This window comes from Albimonas donghaensis (assembly GCF_900106695.1).
GTDB lineage: Bacteria > Pseudomonadota > Alphaproteobacteria > Rhodobacterales > Rhodobacteraceae > Albimonas > Albimonas donghaensis.
Genome location: NZ_FNMZ01000030.1, coordinates 1 through 1,056, shown reverse-complemented (window position 1 = coordinate 1,056; position 1,056 = coordinate 1). Strand labels below are relative to the sequence as shown.

Sequence of the window (1,056 nt, the reverse complement as noted above, 5' to 3'; positions counted from 1 at the left end):
CTAGAGCGGAATCCTACCAGTCTGGATCGTATCGGCATGCGCTGAAGCAGTCGGCGCATTCGGCGGGGGTGTAGGCGTCTGCGATGCGGCCGATGGCGGCCCAGAGGCCCTCGACGGTTCGCTCGGCAGCCTTTCGCAGGAGCGCCTTGAGCTTGGCGAACGCTTTCTCGATGGGGTTGAAGTCGGGGCTGCAGGGCGGGAGGAACCGCAGTTCCGCGCCTGCGGCCTCGATCAGGTCGCGCACGCGAGGCCCCTTGTGGCTCGACAGGTTGTCCATGATCACGACGTCGCCCGGGCGCAGCTCGGGGACCAGCACGCGCTGGACTGAGGTCTCGAAAGCGACGCGGTTGATCGGTCCGCCGATCACGAAAGGCGCGACCATGCCCCGGCGCGTCAGACCGGCGACGAAAGTGGTGGTCTTCCAGTGCCCGTGGGGGACCGCCATGCGCAGGCGTTCGCCGCGCCGGCAACGGCCGTGGGTGCGGGCCATGTTGGTCTTCGCCCAGGTTTCGTCGATGAAGACGAGGCGGTCGGGATCCAGGTCGAGCTGCCCGTCGAACCACGCCAGGCGGCGCTTCAGGACCTCGACCCGCTCCTGCTCGCTGGCGTGCGCGGTCTTTTTTGCGCGTGATCCCATGGCGGCGGAAGAACCGTTGGAGCGTGCCGTAGCCGAAGACGTGACCGTGCTCGCGCAGAGCCGCGCGCAGCTCCTCCACGGTGATGTCCGGCGTGGCGCCGACGAGCGCCTTGATCAACGCGCCCTGCGCCTCGACGCGGGCGGAGCCCCGGTCTCCGCCGAGAGGCCCGGGGCGAGCGTCGCCCTGCTCCCGCGCCAGCGCCCGCCAGCGGCTGACGCTCGTGGCGCTGACGCCGAAGCGGGCCGCCGCTTGCCGGTGACTGGCGCCGTCGGCCACCGCCTGCAGAACACGGGTGCGAAGATCGAGCGAGAGGGCTTTCGACATATCCGCCGGCCTCCGTCCCCGGCAGACACCTTGAATCAGACCGAGACCCCGAGGCGAATCCCCTGCGATTCAATCAGGTCGGGTTCCGCTCTAG

At 69.4% G+C, this 1,056-nt stretch carries 1 protein-coding gene; it reads right to left on the bottom strand.

Features of this window, described 5'->3' with window-relative positions:
• Window positions 1-13: 13 nt before the first annotated feature.
• Window positions 14-962 (bottom strand): IS630 family transposase gene (locus tag BLV24_RS21330; protein ID WP_092685693.1). Its coding sequence is split into 2 segments (ribosomal slippage): window positions 14-626 and window positions 625-962, totalling 951 coding nucleotides; the frame shifts between segments, so codons are not numbered across the junction.
• Between the last annotated feature and the right edge of the window lie 94 nt (window positions 963-1,056).